The sequence below is a fragment of the Burkholderia sp. Bp8991 genome (genome assembly GCF_003853795.1).
In the GTDB taxonomy this organism is placed as follows: domain Bacteria; phylum Pseudomonadota; class Gammaproteobacteria; order Burkholderiales; family Burkholderiaceae; genus Burkholderia.
Map to the genome: position 1 here is coordinate 142,889 of NZ_QTQJ01000012.1, position 14,859 is coordinate 157,747.

At 57.9% G+C, this 14,859-nt stretch carries 13 protein-coding genes; 8 read left to right on the forward strand and 5 right to left on the reverse strand.

Annotated elements, in window-relative coordinates; translation table 11 throughout:
• Positions 1 to 653: 653 nt before the first annotated feature.
• Entirely contained in the window at positions 654 to 1,358 is a 705-nt protein-coding gene (locus DIE02_RS16310; protein ID WP_124529428.1) for a hypothetical protein, read from the forward strand.
• Positions 1,359 to 1,545: 187 nt separating this feature from the next.
• On the opposite strand, the gene DIE02_RS16315 is transcribed toward DIE02_RS16310, so the two are convergent.
• The 4 genes from DIE02_RS16315 to DIE02_RS16325 form a co-directional block, all read right to left on the reverse strand.
• A complete protein-coding gene (locus DIE02_RS16315; RefSeq protein ID WP_124529430.1) occupies positions 1,546 to 2,004 on the reverse strand; it encodes a hypothetical protein in 459 nt (152 codons plus the stop codon).
• 133 nt (positions 2,005 to 2,137) lie between these two features.
• Entirely contained in the window at positions 2,138 to 2,479 is a 342-nt protein-coding gene (locus DIE02_RS36455) for a DUF6527 family protein (protein ID WP_409364367.1), read from the reverse strand.
• A gap of 3 nt (positions 2,480 to 2,482) precedes the next feature.
• Positions 2,483 to 3,889 carry a ThiF family adenylyltransferase gene (locus tag DIE02_RS16320; protein WP_124529432.1) on the reverse strand — a complete coding sequence of 469 codons (1,407 nt, stop codon included), beginning with the start codon at positions 3,887 to 3,889 and terminating at the stop codon, positions 2,483 to 2,485.
• A complete protein-coding gene (locus DIE02_RS16325; RefSeq protein ID WP_124529434.1) occupies positions 3,886 to 4,638 on the reverse strand; it encodes a multiubiquitin domain-containing protein in 753 nt (250 codons plus the stop codon). Before DIE02_RS16325 ends, DIE02_RS16320 begins: the two co-directional genes overlap by 4 nt.
• Positions 4,639 to 4,792: 154 nt before the next feature.
• On the opposite strand from DIE02_RS16325, the gene DIE02_RS16330 reads away from it, so the two are divergent.
• The 4 genes from DIE02_RS16330 (at position 4,793) to DIE02_RS16345 (ending at position 8,451) form a co-directional block, all read left to right on the forward strand.
• Positions 4,793 to 5,128, forward strand: a complete 336-nt coding sequence (locus DIE02_RS16330; RefSeq protein WP_124529436.1) for a helix-turn-helix domain-containing protein — start codon at positions 4,793 to 4,795, stop codon at positions 5,126 to 5,128.
• A gap of 175 nt (positions 5,129 to 5,303) precedes the next feature.
• Positions 5,304 to 5,693, forward strand: a complete 390-nt coding sequence (locus DIE02_RS16335) for an ImmA/IrrE family metallo-endopeptidase (RefSeq protein ID WP_260441508.1) — start codon at positions 5,304 to 5,306, stop codon at positions 5,691 to 5,693.
• A gap of 155 nt (positions 5,694 to 5,848) precedes the next feature.
• Positions 5,849 to 7,372 carry an Eco57I restriction-modification methylase domain-containing protein gene (locus DIE02_RS16340; protein WP_124529438.1) on the forward strand — a complete coding sequence of 508 codons (1,524 nt, stop codon included), beginning with the start codon at positions 5,849 to 5,851 and terminating at the stop codon, positions 7,370 to 7,372.
• Entirely contained in the window at positions 7,369 to 8,451 is a 1,083-nt protein-coding gene (locus tag DIE02_RS16345; RefSeq protein WP_124529440.1) for a BsuBI/PstI family type II restriction endonuclease, read from the forward strand. The genes DIE02_RS16340 and DIE02_RS16345 overlap by 4 nt, the downstream gene beginning before the upstream one ends.
• 148 nt (positions 8,452 to 8,599) lie before the next feature.
• On the opposite strand, the gene DIE02_RS36460 is transcribed toward DIE02_RS16345, so the two are convergent.
• Positions 8,600 to 9,124 carry a chloramphenicol phosphotransferase CPT family protein gene (locus tag DIE02_RS36460; RefSeq protein WP_124529442.1) on the reverse strand — a complete coding sequence of 175 codons (525 nt, stop codon included), beginning with the start codon at positions 9,122 to 9,124 and terminating at the stop codon, positions 8,600 to 8,602.
• Positions 9,125 to 9,387: 263 nt separating this feature from the next.
• Between DIE02_RS36460 and DIE02_RS16355 the strand changes: the two genes are divergently transcribed.
• Genes DIE02_RS16355 through DIE02_RS16365 form a run of 3 tightly spaced genes read left to right on the forward strand, consistent with a single transcriptional unit; the run spans position 9,388 to position 14,833 of the window.
• Entirely contained in the window at positions 9,388 to 12,210 is a 2,823-nt protein-coding gene (locus DIE02_RS16355; protein ID WP_124529445.1) for a type VI secretion system Vgr family protein, read from the forward strand.
• Entirely contained in the window at positions 12,207 to 13,799 is a 1,593-nt protein-coding gene (locus DIE02_RS16360) for a hypothetical protein (protein ID WP_124529447.1), read from the forward strand. The genes DIE02_RS16355 and DIE02_RS16360 overlap by 4 nt, the downstream gene beginning before the upstream one ends.
• 23 nt (positions 13,800 to 13,822) lie before the next feature.
• The gene (locus DIE02_RS16365) at positions 13,823 to 14,833 is read left to right on the forward strand and encodes a PoNe immunity protein domain-containing protein (RefSeq protein ID WP_124529449.1); all 1,011 of its coding nucleotides are present in this window, start codon (positions 13,823 to 13,825) and stop codon (positions 14,831 to 14,833) included.
• Positions 14,834 to 14,859 lie beyond the last annotated feature (26 nt).

Here is a 14,859-nt window from a genome sequence, read left to right on the forward strand (position 1 = left end):
CGGAAAAGTTCGACTGCGGCCATTCCGGCTCCGAAGAGTCCTGTCCTGATGCTCGATTGTGTGCCACATCGCATCCTCCTCAATGTACCCTCTCATATATAGGCATAGATGCCTCCATGCGGACGGGGTCTGCGATGAATTTAAGTGCGATGTGGATGAATCGGGCGTTACGCCCATTTCTCAATCTAGCAAATGCATCGTCCCCGTTCAAGTATTTCGATTGCTGTTTGCGAACGAATCCGCTATTGCGGTCGCATCGAGTCACTTCAAGGGGATAAAGTTAACCTTTCGCATTTCTCAATATAAGTTATACGTATCCCATGATTAACTGGCTATTTTTGTATTTTTAATTATATTGTTTTTTTGTTGGCCGTAATCCTTGATGGAGTGCGGACTCCTCGATTTGCCGTGCACTTGGAAACGGTGAAGCACTAGAACGGAGCGGCGCAGAATGGGAGTGCGCATCGATGACACTATTCAACTCCAATGGCATGCCGGATGGGGGAATGACCTCGATTCGTGCCGCTCTCGCTCGCTGAAGAATTCCTCGGCGCAGCCGTTATTTCTGACAGGCGGAACTTGGCCGATGAAACACGGGAAAGGCCTTGTTCAGTGCAATACCGTTCGCGATTTCAACTTTAGGAAATACGGTGATGAGCAGCAACATTTTTTCACGAGGATTCGAGACGCTTGGCTTCAATGTCGGCCGTCTGATGTCCGGTGTCCTTTCGCGCGGACACAAAGTGGTGGGGTCAGTGCTGGACCGGTGGATTTCCACCCCGATGCAGCGTCTGGCATTCATGGGTTTTGCGCGCATGAATGCCCTTTACGTCACGCTTGGCTGTATGGTAACCGCTAGCGTCTTTGCGTGGCTGAATCCCAGAAGCGACCTTGCAACAGCCATGCTGCTGGTAACCTTCTTGCCGCTGCAGAGCATGTATTTTCGGCTCAGCCCTCGTAAGGTCTCGATGATTGTGACCTCTTGCTATGGTCGCGAGTTGCGCGTGCATCTGCCGGATACGAGCCTGTTACCTCGCGACGTCGCAGCACTTCGAGCTCAGGTCGAGGAACTGATGCATATCGCCTCTGTTTGCCATGCTCGTACTTTGACATTCAATTCACCGCTTCTGACAGCGAAGTCCACGAGCACCCTCCTGGCACGCACCTTGGCACGAGCAGCGGCGAGCGCGAATGCGGATGTGCGCGTCGAGGTCGAGCAGCCAAAGGAAGTCGATGTCGTCTCACATGGCAATCTTTCCATCTACGCGAGCCGGTACGAGGCGCTGCGTGATGGACGCCTTGCGGTGGGCGCGCATGGTCGGCTGATGAGCCGCAAGGTGCAGGTGACATTCGAGTAACTTTCAAAACGGTCTCTCAACCGGCCTCAGTTTTGAGGTCTGGGCTCGTTCGTTTCCACTGGCCGCAAGCATACCGGCCGATAGCTCAAGATTTCAGAGAATCAGCCGTTATCGCAGGGGAATGGATGCCGACACCGGTAACGGCATCCGTGAGATGCTGCGCTGAAACATCGCCGAATTTCCAGTGTCAGAAGAGCATTTCAGCGCTAGCCCAAGCAGGCGAGAAGAGCTTGGTGAGAGTAAGCTCGTACGCCGTAGACGAGTGAAGTCCGACACCTGAATCAATTTGCGTCTTAGTCGACTTCCCGAAGTCTTCGCTGGTCAACCAGACAGTTTCGGGTGCGACAAGAACAACCTTGGCGTTGTTATCCGGATGAAGCTTGAACTCTACATTAGGGAAGCGTTGCTTCAGCACATGCGCCTCTGTGCGCGCGCTGGTGTGAGCAAGAATGAAAATGTTCTCTGCCCGCTTTCCCAGAATGAGGCCGATGTAATCGAGGTCGACAAGCTGACGTGTCATGATGTGTACCGGGCCTCGCACACGCGCAAGTTGCGACAAGCGCGTATTCCATGTGCTCGTTCCGAGTGAGAGTTTTGCATCGCCGCATTCGAACGGAAAGCCGCCATTATCGAGGCCAAATTTCATAAGTATTCTCCGGTGTGAGGCATGTGTATTACCGATGGCAATCGGCTCCAGAGCGATGGTGCCCCTGGACTCAGCTTCATCGAGAATGGGGCGTGGGCCTCAACGCAACTTGGTGGTGCGGTGCTCATTTCTGTCACTTGCACCAATGAACCACACCGTGCTTCAGCCAGAAATGGGAGCGACAGCCTATCGTGCGGTCTACCGAGGGCGAAAGACTCGGACGGCGAGCCCCTTTCAGTGTCATGGTCCACCTCGGTCGTTGCCCCTCAATCATCGGGAGCTGGATGGTGTCGCTACATCCGCAGGGGCATCGAAGGGCTGCAAGCCAGTATTGCCCACTTTCGCCGACGGCGTACAGCTTATGTGCTTGAAGGGAGTCGGGCAGGTCGTCAACGACGACGACCGTGTATCGACCGAGCAGGCGGTCAAAGCAGGCAAGGGCGCGGTTCCACAACCGTACGAGTATCCGGGGCATTATTTACAGGTCCATGATTCCGAGGAGTGGCTCTTTTGTGCCGAAGCCTATGCGTTTAGCGAACGCAGCACACGCCTCGCCATCGCCTCGATAGTTGGTCGCGAGCGGGTCGGACAGGCTGATGCGCCACTGCGCGAATTCCGCGTTAGGTTCTACACGGAAAGGCCTTAACCTGGCCAGCAGTTCGTTGACAGCGTACGCCGCGACTAACATGTTGAGCGAGATGACCGCTGGGCGGTCGACATCCATGCCTTTTACGTAACCCGCCTTCCGCATTTCTTTATATCGCTCGGGCTCGTGCTTTTTCATGAAGGCCGCGTCCAGGTCTGCCTGAGAATAAACACCCCGGCTCATGAGACTTGAGCCGCCTGGCTGCACCGTGTGAACAGCACCGGTCACGTGGTCGACGTTACCCTTACCATCCGCATCAATCCGGACTCCGATATCGATAAGCGGAATCAGGAAATGTGACGCGATTTTGTTGAGGATATGTCGACCATCCACGGAATCCAGGCACCCAAACAAAACGTCGCATTCGCCGAGTGCAAGAATTGTTTCGCGGTCGATGATGTCGTTGGGCAGCGGACATACCTTGGTGCCGAGGTCCATCTCCAGGATTGCTTCCTGAGCCCGCTCGACTTTCAGGCGCTTTTTATCTGCATCTGCGCCACGCGCGTTCAGGACGCGATTGAGATTCTTTCGCTCGAGATGGTCCGGGTCGACCGGCACCAGCTCACCCACGCAGTTGCGCGCGAGTTGCTCAAGGATGATGCTGCCCGTGCCGGACGCACCAGCCACACCGATGCGCAGCTGCCGCAATGTGCGATACGTTCCCTCGCCGAATGTCTGGATAAGGCGCAGCGCGTGCTCGGGCGGCTCCGGCTCCAGGCAGCGTTGTTCGTCGAGGTGGTAGAACTCGAAATCGTCCCCGGCAATACGAAACAGGTCGATGGGCTCGCCGAGAATGCCGTTCTGGACATGGCGACCGAATAGTCGCCCATCAGGAAGCATCACGACGCTCGCACGCGTGTCGACGTTGTCGAGGATATTGTCGACCGCTGAGAAAAACGCCCGGTCGGACTTGTCGTCGTACCGTGAGAACTGCGGATAGCCGCTCGGGTGGCTGTGGAACTTGACCACCGTCAGGTTCTTCTTCATCGCTTGATTCAACGCAGGAAGCACCGTTTCGACGGACCAGGCTACAGCGTCCGGTTCGCGTATGCGGCAAGCCTCGTACGGGACCTCTACAACGTCATGTACAAGTAGCTGGCTGCGTCGCACGCCCAACGCCTGGCCGCACAGTGCGATGGCGACGGCCTCCTTCCCGTCGCCGGGAAAGAGGTGTCGGCGCAGCTGCGTGCGGTGCTTGCCAGACATGGCCAGCACCGAGAGCCGGTTATTTGTCGTCATTTCGACAACTCCGCACGCAGGAAATCGTCGACCAGCATCAGGTGCGTACCAACATTATCGATGCCCTGGCGCCACGGACTGTTTGCCGTGCGGTGCCGTGACCAACCCTGCCACGTTTTTCCCTCAAATTCGTTCGTCACCAGGGAGCGGATTGGCTTGTCATCATTCCGCGTGAGCGGCGGGTAGAAGTACACCATGTCAATCTGCGTATCCGGATAGCCTTGGAGCAAAATGACGAACATATCGACTTTCGTCGGCGTGAAGCCCTGCGGCGGTTCGAAACCGCGTACCACGATGCGCTTGACGTCCGACGCAACGGCTTCCCACGTGTAGCCCTTACCGTTCAGGAACTCGGAGTCTTCCTCCATCACCGTGAAGTCCGCGCGGACCGGGCCTTCTCCCTCTTGTACCTCTTTCGGGATGGTCGCGAAGCGCTCCACGCCGTGGGCGGTGAAATCGACCGTTTGCCCCGGTGCAACCGGACGCATCTGCCCGTGAACCTTTTCCGACAGAAGGTAGCCGGCGCTCGACTTGCCGGCGAGTCCCAGAATCTGCTCGCCGGTCATGTGCGGGACGTCGACGACGTAGTAACTCTTGTCGATTCGAATCTTGTACTTGTGCCCGTGGGGAATCGGCTTCTTCTCCCGGACGAAAATTTCAACGTCGATGATTCCGATAATTTCTTCGCCATCGTGGCCAACCGCTCCGACGATGATGGTTTCTTCAATGCGTTGCTCGTTTGCAGACATTTCAAACTCCGTTGCGTCGGATTGACGGGCGCCGAAGGGCGATGTTGACGTTCGGCCGGCCCGGTGCCAGACTCCGTCTTACATGTGAGACAGTCTGGCATGATGCGTCTCTTGAGTCAAACGATTTTTGTTGCACATATAAGACAGGAGAGAAATGGAACACGTGAAGATGGAAGTGCTAGCCCAGCACATCCTGCGGCGCAGAGATGGTCGTGGTATCCGAGAGGCGGCCAAGGAAGTCGGCATCAGCCCAGCCACCCTTTCCAGGGTTGAGAATAAGAAGGTCCCCGACTTGGAAACCTTCGGGAAGATTTGTGCGTGGCTTGGCGAGGACCCTGCAACCTTCCTTGGCTTGGTGCAGGCATCCTCATCGGCGCCGCGAGCTCAGGTTCATTTCAAAAAAGAAGTGGCGGTACGCCCGGAAAGTGCCAAGGCGTTGAGTGAGATGATTGTTCTCGCTCAGGAGGCACTTCTGAAGGAAGAGGTCTGAGCATACTGTGCAGCGTGGATACAAAGCCTGGTGCGAGCGATTTTCGGCCGACACTCGCCGCGAGCTTGACTTGCCTTCGACCGCGCCCTTGAGCGCTCGGCAATTGGCGGCTCATCTTGGAATACGCGTTTGGACGCCCGATGACGTACCCGGGTTGCAGCCGGAGGCTCGGGCGGTGCTGCTGCGCAATGACGGCACGCCGAGTTGCTGGTCGGCAGTGACGCTTATCGTCGGTGAAAAAACGCTGGTCATTTTGAATTCATCACACTCGCCGGCACGGCAAGCGAGCGACCTGATGCACGAGCTTGCTCATCGCATTCGTAACCATGAACCGGAAGAGATGAGCATCTCCACCGAAGGACTGATGCTGCTGAGAGCTTACGACAAGGAGCAGGAGGAGGAGGCGGACTGGCTGGCAGGCGTGCTTCTCCTTCCCCGCGACGCTCTCGTTCATATCAGGCGCCAAGGGTTGTCCGACGAAGAGGTCGCCGCAGATTACGGTGTGAGCAAGCGCATGTATACCTATCGCGTCTCGATGACCGGCGTGAACCGGCAGTTTCGGTAACGAGGTTGGCAACAGCGAAAGCAGCGTCACGTATCTACGGCCGCACTGGTTGCTACTGAAGAACTTGCAGTCTAAGGGGCAGGGTGGTGCGTGATACTATTGCCGCCGCCGAAGCCATCACGGTGGAGTGCTTTTTTCGGGCTAGCGATTGTGGAATGAGCACATTAGTCGACATTGCAAACATTGCCGGTCGTGGGTTTACGGCGACGCTGACACGTGAAGAACAGCGGGCGATGGGCCAGTTCATGACGCCCCCCGCTGTCGCCAGATTTATGGCGCAACGCCTAGTCGCTACAGCGACGCAGAAGACAGCGAGAGTGCTCGAGCCAGCAGCAGGTGGCGGCATCCTCGCGGCAGCGGTGGTCGAAGCATTGCTGGCAAAACCGGAGGCCGAGCGGCCGCGCCGCATCGAGCTTCTTATGTATGAACTTGAGCCGCGGCTGCTTGCTGGTCTCGAGTCGCTTTGCCAGCAGGTGCGGTTGACGTGCGAGCAGAGCGGAGTGGAGTTCGATTATCTGATTCGCAACGAGGATTTCCTGCTGTCGGAACTGGCATTGCGAGCGGAGCCGTTGCCTGGACTGGTGACGATTGCCAACCCCCCGTTCCTGAAGTTGAACAAAGGCACTGACCCGCGAGCAGCGCTGCACGCGTACGCCGTGCATGGACAGCCGAACATCTACGCGCTATTCATGGCGGCCACCGCCCGGCTCACCCCTCCCGACGGCAGTTGGTGTTTCATCACGCCGCGCAGTTGGATGGCTGGAGAGTATTTCAAGGCGGCACGCCGCGCGTTGCTTCAGCATCTCACCATTGACCGTTTGCATGCGTTCGAGAGCCGAACCGAAGGCTTCGAGGAAGACGCCGTGCTCCAGGAGACAGTCATTGCGTGGGGCCACGGTCGGGCACTGGTCGATGCAGGCGCCAACATCGTGGTCACGCGTAGTCAGGGGGCGGGCGACCTTGCGACAGCTGGCGTCCAGGCGCTACCTGTAGCGCGAGTGGTCAGCGATGACGAGCATGCAATGTTTTCGCTGCCTGCCCACGATGTAGACCCATTCGAAGGTTGGCGCGCGACTTTGAAGACCTATGGGTTCGAAGTATCGACAGGTCCTGTTGTGGCCTTCCGCGCAACTGAACATATCCGCGAGGGCGGTGAGACGAATACCGTCCCCTTACTTTGGCTCCAGCATGTTCGGCAGCAGCAAATCGCTTGGCCGGTGCGGAAGAAGCGGGAGCACATCGTCGCCTCTGCGGAAAGTGCATGGATGCTGGTTCCCAATGCACCGATGGTCGTCATGCGCAGGTTCTCGCCCAAGGAGGATGAGCGTCGTGTGACGTGCGCCGCCTATCTGGGGCAGTTTCCCGGTCCAGTTATCGGTCTGGAAAATCACCTGAACTACATTTACCGCAGAGATGGCGCGATGACGATGAACGAAGCTCGCGGCATCTCGGCGTTCCTGGCCAGCCATACTGTCGACGCGCACTTTCGGGCATTGGCTGGCAGCACGCAAATTAATGCGACGGAACTTCGCAAACTGCCATTGCCACCGCTCGACGTACTCATCGAAATTGGCGAGCGCGTCGGGGACAATCCTACGCTTGCCACGATTGACCGGGTGGTCACCGAGGTGCTAGAGGTACGCATCGAACCGCAGCCGGCCGTGGCGGGTGGTGAATGAGTCTACCTGCACTGTTATCCATTCCCAATATCCTGGAGCGCCTGCGGTCGATTTTTCCTGAGGGTGTCGAGACGCGAGGCCCTCTGGTTGGCGACATGGCGGCGAAGGTGGTTTGGGTATTCCTCTATGGTGGCATGGTCGATGGCGAAGGCCGCTTTCTGCGGCCTAGTCATGTGTATTTCTACACCGAAGAGCAGGCTGCGCTAACTGGCGACGAAGACAGGTTGGCCTGGGTTGCAGACTCCAAGAAACAAGGATTTCGGCCAACAGGAAAGCGGTGGTATGCGGATACCACCAAGGAGCCGATACGTGACGAGACCATTGGAGGCCTGCTCAAAATCGGTGCGGTCAGCAAGCTGCCAGGCTATGCGACGACGTCAAGCACGCCCACCTATTCTCTGAGGCCAGACTTCGCGGCCCTCTTCGCCCCCGGTCTGACGGCAGACGCACTGTCTGCCGCCGTTGAGGTTTGGCAGGATAGGCATCTGTCACCCGCCGCGCGAGCGCGCATGGCGCTGCTCGCCGCTGGCAAGGTAAAGCGCACCGATGACGTATCCGTACTTTGCCCCGACGACACTATCGCGAAGCTCGCGCCCGGGCCGTCATCACTTATCGCGAAAGGCGTCGTGGAAGAGTTCGCGCAGCGCTTCTTGAAGCAACCTGCATTGCTATGGCTCTCCGAGAGCGGAGAAAAGGTACGCTATCACGATGATGCAGCCGCAAAATCTATCGGGTTACGCATCGACGCTTCAAAGACGTTGCCAGACATCATACTGGCGAACGTTGGCGAAACCGGTGAAGATACAGCGCTAATCTTTATAGAAGTCGTGGCGTCCGACGGGCCAATGACGTTGGCGCGCAAGGATGCGTTACTATCATACGTTCGGAAATCCAATTTCCCCGAAAGCCAGTGCATTTTCGGAACAGCGTTCGAGGACAGAGCACATCGTGCTTTTAAGAAAGCTCTGCCGACACTAGCTTGGGGTTCATTCACTTGGTTCCGGTCGGAGCCAGAGCGGCTGATGTGGCTGTCGGAAAAACCTTTTGATGTTGTGCAGTTACCGCGGTCCGGGCAGTAGCTCTGCCGGCTTGAAAGGCAAGTTCCGCACCGCGCGCTCGCATTTTGGCTGAACGCAAGATGCTCGCGCGCGGCGAGGAGTTAGTCATGCTATCGATGGATGATTTCAGCAAGGGACGATAGCAACGACTGCGGCCGACGTGGACAGCTTAGGGTTGCGCTTCAGGTATCTGGGACCTCAGAAAGGAGCGGATGATTTCAGCCCCCTCCAGTGCAGAAATTACCGACGTGTCCACCCGCATCGAGTATGGTCTTGAGTACGCTGGATGCCCGAATTGAGACCTTGCCATTCCTTCAACTCTGTCAGACCGCAAACGCTCTCGTTCCTCAAGGACTTTCAGTGGCGCGAACACGCCGATAACGAACGTCGGCCGTGACGCGAGCGCTGCAAGGCACGCCTCGAACTCGCTGTCATTCCGAAGCACGAGGTCTAGAATGATATCGAAGTGGCTTTCGGATGCACGGCGAAGCGTCGACTGCAAATTCAAGTAGTGAATTTGCAAAGCTTGATTTAACTCCTCGTCAGACCGCATGTCGCGTCTTCTCGACATTTCGACGAATGCGTCCAGCGTAATGTGGAACGATGGCACCCCCGAACTGTCCTGCAAGGCTTTCGCCAAACTGCTCTTTCCTGCGCTTGTGGGACCATGTAGAACGATGGCAGTCGGAATCATAGGCACTCACTGGCAAGCCAATTGGTATTTCATCAAAAGGGACCGCGGTCATTTTTCCATGTATGGCTATCGATGCTCGATTATTTCATTTTCGTAGTCAATTAATGGATTGCGTCGCCATTACGTTACTTTTTTCGAACCGGAGCGCATAAGCGTGCGCCGGTCACGTCGATTGCAAATCCAGGCCCCATATTGTCTACGTAGGGTTTCCCCCGTATTATTTTGTTCGGCTTTGACGGAAGCCGGAACAAGGAAAAAATCAAATGGGAGCGCAGGACCTTATCGCATTAATGAAATCGGGGCTGTTCCAGTCTGACCGCGTTGTGAAACTGGATACTCCGGCTGGGTCAGACGTGCTGCTGCCGCATATCGTGGTCGGTGTTGCACGGCTGGGGGGCAATTACGAGTATGCCGTCGACGTGGTTTCGCTGCGCGACTCGCTCGAACTGAAATCGCTCATTGCGCAGCCGGTCACGCTCTGGATACAGCAGGCCGACAAGACCTACCGGCCGCGGCACGGCTACGTGCATACTGCCCGGCGCCTCGGCGCGGACGGACAGTTGACGAGCATGCAGCTGATTTTCTCGTCATGGTTCCATTTTCTGAAGTTCCGCAAGGACGCTCGGATATTCCAGGAGCAGCCGGTCGAAGCCATTCTCGAAACGGTATTCCAAGGGCACCCCCAGGCGGTCGGGGCATACCGAATCGAGGTTAGCAAACCCTCGCCGGCACGCTCGTTCTGTGTCCAGTATGAGGATGACTGGAACTTCGTTCATCGGTTGATGGAGTCGGAAGGCTGGTTCTACTACTTCGAGCACGCCGACGACGGCAAGTCGCACACGCTTGTCATCACCGATGACCTGTATTCGCTCAAACCCCTCGAGCCGGAGCACGTCCGGTTCTACCGTGCCGGTGTCACGCGCCAACCTGACGCGCTCGTGCAGTGGGCAGGCACGCGGACCTTGCAGAGCACGTCGTATTCGACGAGTACGTTCGACTACAAGAATCCCGACGCACGCAAAGAAAAGTCGTACCCGACTGTCGGGAATCAGGGCGACCTGCCGCAGCAGGCCGAAGTCTACGAGTACACCGGCCCGTACACGTACCTGGAGGATGACCGCGGCGACCAACTCACGAAGCTAAAGCTTGAGGAATGGGAGTCGCGCGCGAAGCGATTTTACGGTGTGGGTAGCCTGACCGGCATCGACGTTGGGCGCTGGTTCACTCTGTTGGACCATCCTGAGCACGACCGGGATGGTGCCGAGGACCGCAAGTTTGCGGTCGTCGAGGCGACTTGGTACATCCGCAACAATCTGCCGGTGGGCGAAGGGCGTGCCTATCCGCATAGTTTAGACGCGCGTCTTGCCGAGGTTCGCGATGCGCACGAGGCGTCAGCATCGGCATTCACGGTCAAGGACGCTTTGGGCAGCGAGGGCTTCTTTCTTGTCGAGGTCGAGGCCCAGCGCCAAAAAGTGCCGTTCCGCAGTCCGTTCGAGCATCGGAAGCCGGTCATGTACTTGCAGACGGCCACGGTCGTTGGCCCGGGCAATGAAGAGGTCCATACCGATGCGCTGAACCGCATCCTGGTGCGCATGCACTGGGACCGGCGTGACGGCGTCGGAGCGACATGCTGGGTGCGCGTTTCCTATTCCGATACTGGCGGCGGCTACGGTAGCGTGCACGTGCCGCGCGTTGGCGAAGAAGTGACCATCGAATGGCTTGGTGGTGATTGCGACCGTCCCATCGCAACTGGCCGCGTCTACAACGGAGCAACGCAGCCGCGCTGGCATTCGAACGGCATCCTGTCGGGCTTCAGCTCGAAGGAATACGGCGGCAACGGTTACAACCAACTCGTGATGGACGATGCGACCGGGCAGAGCCGCCTGCAGCTTTTCTCGTCGCAAGCCAGCTCGATGCTCCACCTGGGATACCTGATTGCGCAGGACGGAAACGTTCGCGGCAGCTATCTCGGCAGCGGCTTCGACCTGCGCACCGATGCGTACGGCGCGATTCGCGCCAATCGGGGGCTTTTCCTCACAACCCATCCAGGCTCGGGGACGGCACCCCAGCAGCTCGAGGTCCAGCAGGCACAGCAGCAGCTCGCTGGCGCACACAACCTGGTCGAGTCACTTTCTGACGCCAGCGCCCAGCACCAGGCCGACAGCCTGAAAGCAGGCCACGACGCACTCAAGGCCCTCACGGACGCCGCGACCGACGCCGTCCAGGGGCAAGGCCAAGGGAACGGCGGCCGCACGGCGGGAGGCGGCACGGGCTCGGCCAACGCGTTCAAAAAACCTATTCTTCTGGCCGCGAGCCCGGCGGGCATCGCACTATCGACCCAGCAGTCGGTGCACTTGGGCGCGGACGACCACGTGAACGTAGTCAGCGGTCAGAGCACCCACATCGCGGCTGGAAAATCGCTGCTTGCGAGTGTGGCCGAGCGCATCAGCCTGTTCGTCCAGAACGCCGGGATGAAGCTCTTTGCTGCGAAGGGCAAAGTGGAAATCCAGGCGCAGTCGGACAACATCGAAGTGACTGCGCAGAAAACGGTCAAGGTGCTGTCGGCAACCGAGAAGGTCGAAGTTGCCGCGAGCCAGGGCGTCCTGTTGACGTCAGGTGGCGCGTATATCCGCATTCAGGGCGGCAATATTGAGATTCATGCTCCGGGCAAAATTGACATCAAGGGCGCGCAGCATACGTTCAACGGCCCCACGAGCGTGCCCTACGACTTACCGGCCCTGCCCAAGGGCGACCTGCACAACAAGCTCGAGCTGAACCTCACGGACGACAACCTGAAGGCCGTACCCCAGGCTCCCTACAAGGTCGTGTTTGAAAATGGAACGACGTTGGCAGGCAAGCTTGACGGTAACGGTCATGCAGTCCTGCGTGACGTGCCCGACGGCGCAGCAAAGGTCTTCTTTGGCGAGGACGCGCGCCCATTCACGCCACAGCCGGTTCCAGCGCCCAAGGACCTCACGCAGCCCGATGTGCTCAAAGAATTGCACGCAGCTGGGCACGAGGGCATCACGGACGAGAATCTCTATAGCCTGTTCAACAAATTTTCTGGCCGGCCGGACGTGAAATGAACGAAAGCGACCAACAAGCAATCGAAGAGGCCGTCAAAGAGATTGGCTGGTCGATGGCGACTAACGCCGTGCCGTTGTTCTATGTCGCGCAGAACGTCTACGACACAACCGAAAGCGTCTGGACGGTGTGGAACGCACGCGAAAGTGCGGACGAGATGACGAAAATCGAGGCCGGTATCGACCTGGTGTTCGCCGTCGTGGGCTGGGTCCCTGTCGTCGGCGCTGGCGTCAAGCGTACGTTCCGGCTCGTCAATCACAAGTCTGAAATCTACGGCCCGCTGCTGTTCGACATTCTGCGTCTGGTGCTCCAGCAAGCCCACATTCAGACCAGTCCGGATGCGCTGATTGACAAGCTGTTCGATGCCTCCGGCGTGAAGAAGTACCTGACCGAGGCGCGCGAGCACATCCAGAAATCCTGGCTGTACCGCGAGATGCCGTCCGCGATGCAGGTTACGTTCATGCAGGCGCTGACTTTCGTCGAAACGAACCTGCCTTACTGGCTCGCGCAGTTCGTCCAGCGCAAGCTGCTCCACTGGCGCAAGAAGCAGCCGAATTCATCCGCGGTCAGCACTTTGGATGAGCATCGGACCACCGAGAAGCCTGGCGCGAAGGGCGAAGAAGCGAAGGCTGGTCATGACCGACCGGTCCCGACGCCGTCCAGGGGCGTAGTGAACGCCAAGCTCGCGGTGACCGATATCACAACGGGCATCACCGGGATTCTAGGCGAGCACATTGGCGACTACTACTGCTATGAAAAGCTCAATTGGGGCAATGGCTGGAAGGGGCATGACAAGGGTTTAAGTGGCAAATGGAGCGAGCAGCCGGGCCTGCGGGTCATGGGCAAGCTCAACGACAAAGGCAAGCTGAACAAGCTGTTCGACTTCAAAGCCCGTGGCCACGGTATCGACGGCGTCTGGCGTGCTGCACCGTTCAGCAACCAGATGAAGGACTTCGCTATCGTCGAAATCAAGGCATCGGCAACGACACGAAAGCTGAAAGACCCAAACGCCAAGCCCAGCATTGCGAGCAAGCTCGGAACGCTTAAGGAGAAAGTACGCCCCCCTGCTCAGGACCTTCTCGAGCCGCCCGAGGACACCGGACCGGCGTTACCGTCCAAAGGAAGCGGGAAGCCAGGAGGTGGAGGTAAGCCTGCGACGGGCGGAGGTAAGCCCTCGCCGGGTGGCGGAAAACCAACGCTAGGTGGCTCGTCGAATGAGAGTAGCCCTCCGAGAAAGCAGCAATCCGATTCTGCCACGCCAACAACGGAGGCAACTCCGACGGGCAAGAATGCTCCAGCCGGACCTAGCAGCGCAAAAATCGCCAGGGTTCAAATGAGTCACGAATGGATTGAATCAAGGCTTCCGGGGGCAGTTTCGGACCAGAGTCTGGTTGACACCATACTGAGGTCAGGATACTCGCGACACCTGTTGTATGTTCCATTTTATCTTCCGTCCGCTGAGCAACACGTCGAAGCGCTCACCACGGGCGCCGAACACGAACATGCGGACCACGACCTTCCCTTCACCCATCACTACAAGGATGGGGAAGTCGAGGAAGCGGTCAAGCTCAAAGCGAGCAGGATAAAATAGCGTAGGGCTACGAGATTATTGATATGAGCGAAGACTTCGATTCGAAGCGACGACAGCGCTTTCTTGGCGAGGACTACTTCAAGTGGCGCTTGGGCCTCTTGGATGAGGGCATCACGTACTGGTCGGAAAATACTGCTCCAACCGGCAGCACCGAAAACGAGCGGAAGGCGCTGACGCAACGCTACCTCGTTTCCGATATCTATCGACGCTTTCTGCTCATGTACACGGGCGGCGCAGACATCGAGCCAATGCGTGACGAACTCGAGTCCGTTATCAAAGCCTATGAACGGTACACGAAAGCTCAGCGCTTGAACCGGCACGACGCCAGCGAGCCGCCATTGGTTTTCGAGGAAATTGGTGAGTATGAGACAGTAATGCAGCTAATTGGCTTTTGCTATCTGCTGCATCGACGTGACTTGCTTCCGCGGATTGTCGAGATGTTCGACCCCTCCTATCGGGGGAAGGACACTTTGTATGAGGACCTGCTGGCGTACGAACTCGAAGGTCGAATCAACGTAGATAGCTGGTATCACGACGTGCCGTATCGGCCTCTCGTTTTCAGCCTTTATCGGGAGACGAAGAAGGAGTCCGTCGACGACATATCGGAATACCTCGATGCTTGGTATCGCGGCATGGCCGCAGCTCCGGGGCACGATGGTCACCTGGAAGCGAAGAAGAACGGCAAGGGTACTTACGTCGGTTACTGGGCCGTCGAAGCAGCGGCCGTCGCATATCTTCTACAGCTAGACGACAGCTCCTTCCGTGAACATCTGTTGTATCCGAAAGACCTCGCTGACTTCGCCCGCAGCTTCGACGCATCACAGGTAAGCGCGCCGGCGTTTCAAGGTGGCGCCGCAACGACTGTGCGCACAGGCCAGATTTGCCCAGAAACTGGCATCTGGAAAGCTCAAGGGCATCACGTTCCAGGCGTTATGGTGCAACAAGGCGAGCGCATGCCGGAAGTGTTCGCTCCGGACCGGTCAGGCGCATATCGTTCCCAACCCGCGCTCTGGGAGTTCGAACGCAAGGCCTGATGCCTGGGCGAGTTCACCAAGCCGCA

Coding starts and splice junctions, on each gene's coding strand:
- DIE02_RS16345 (WP_124529440.1), top strand. CDS start 7,369: ATGAGTCTACCTGCACTGTTATCCATTCCCAATATCCTGGAGCGCCTG.
- DIE02_RS16325 (WP_124529434.1), bottom strand. CDS start 4,638: ATGTCTGCAAACGAGCAACGCATTGAAGAAACCATCATCGTCGGAGCG.
- DIE02_RS16310 (WP_124529428.1), top strand. CDS start 654: ATGAGCAGCAACATTTTTTCACGAGGATTCGAGACGCTTGGCTTCAAT.
- DIE02_RS16320 (WP_124529432.1), bottom strand. CDS start 3,889: ATGACGACAAATAACCGGCTCTCGGTGCTGGCCATGTCTGGCAAGCAC.
- DIE02_RS16315 (WP_124529430.1), bottom strand. CDS start 2,004: ATGAAATTTGGCCTCGATAATGGCGGCTTTCCGTTCGAATGCGGCGAT.
- DIE02_RS36455 (WP_409364367.1), bottom strand. CDS start 2,479: ATGCCCCGGATACTCGTACGGTTGTGGAACCGCGCCCTTGCCTGCTTT.
- DIE02_RS16360 (WP_124529447.1), top strand. CDS start 12,207: ATGAACGAAAGCGACCAACAAGCAATCGAAGAGGCCGTCAAAGAGATT.
- DIE02_RS16355 (WP_124529445.1), top strand. CDS start 9,388: ATGGGAGCGCAGGACCTTATCGCATTAATGAAATCGGGGCTGTTCCAG.
- DIE02_RS16340 (WP_124529438.1), top strand. CDS start 5,849: ATGAGCACATTAGTCGACATTGCAAACATTGCCGGTCGTGGGTTTACG.
- DIE02_RS36460 (WP_124529442.1), bottom strand. CDS start 9,124: ATGATTCCGACTGCCATCGTTCTACATGGTCCCACAAGCGCAGGAAAG.
- DIE02_RS16365 (WP_124529449.1), top strand. CDS start 13,823: ATGAGCGAAGACTTCGATTCGAAGCGACGACAGCGCTTTCTTGGCGAG.
- DIE02_RS16330 (WP_124529436.1), top strand. CDS start 4,793: ATGGAACACGTGAAGATGGAAGTGCTAGCCCAGCACATCCTGCGGCGC.